At 59.1% G+C, this 838-nt stretch carries 1 protein-coding gene; it reads left to right on the plus strand.

Annotation, left to right across the window (positions count from 1 at the left end; translation table 11 throughout):
- The first annotated feature begins 65 nt into the window (after positions 1-65).
- A protein-coding gene (locus FXB38_RS42385; RefSeq protein WP_246230654.1) for an IS5 family transposase occupies positions 66-826 on the plus strand; the annotation gives its coding sequence in 2 pieces (ribosomal slippage) (positions 66-405 and positions 405-826; 762 coding nt in all).
- Positions 827-838 lie beyond the last annotated feature (12 nt).

The following is an 838-nucleotide window of genomic DNA, read 5'->3' on the forward strand; positions in this document are numbered from 1 at the left end:
TAGGGTCTGTACCTAAATAGCGCCACGTGATTCTCTTGCCTACGTGTTGATTCGGGGGCGAGAGAATGCGCGCTGGTTTGTTTTGGCTGAACGACAGGCAATGGGCGCGTATCGAACCGCATCTGCCGAGGGGATTGACGGGGCCGGATCGGGACGACGACCGACGCATCGTCAGCGGCATCATTCACATGCTGCAATCGGGTGCACGATGGCGTGATTGTCCACGTGAATACGGCCCTTACACGACGATCTACAATCGCTTCAATCGCTGGGCCAAGCGAGGACGATGGTGCGCAATCTTCGAAGCGCTGGCCAAGCCTGGCGAAGACGGCGTCGTGCTGTCGCTCGACTCGACCTCGATTAAAGCTCATCGGTGTGCCTCCGGCGGAAAAGGGGGGAGCACAATCAAGCAATCGGCCGCTCGCGCGGAGGCCGCACGACAAAAATCCATGCGCTGAGCGATCCGCTCTGCCGGCCGATCGTCCTGCATCTGACTCCAGGCCAGGATGCCGATATCGCTGCGGCTCCCGATGTCCTGGCGCTCGCGCCACCCATGAGCGCGCTCCTCGCCGACAAAGGGTATGACGGCGACAAGCTTCGCGGCGAAATCATTCGTCGCGGCGCCAAGCCCGTAATCCCCAATAAATCTAACCGTGTCGTCATCCATCGCTTCAACAAACGCGCCTACAAAGGCCGAAATGTCATCGAACGCTGCTTTTGCAGGCTCAAGGACTTCCGGCGCATCGCCACGCGATATGACAAGCTCGCCCGTAATTTTTTGGCCGCTGTTCATCTCGCCGCTCTCGTCGCATATTGGCTCAATTGAGTCTGGACCCTA

This window comes from Bradyrhizobium cytisi, assembly GCF_008123515.1.
Classification (GTDB): Bacteria; Pseudomonadota; Alphaproteobacteria; order Rhizobiales; family Xanthobacteraceae; genus Bradyrhizobium; species Bradyrhizobium cytisi.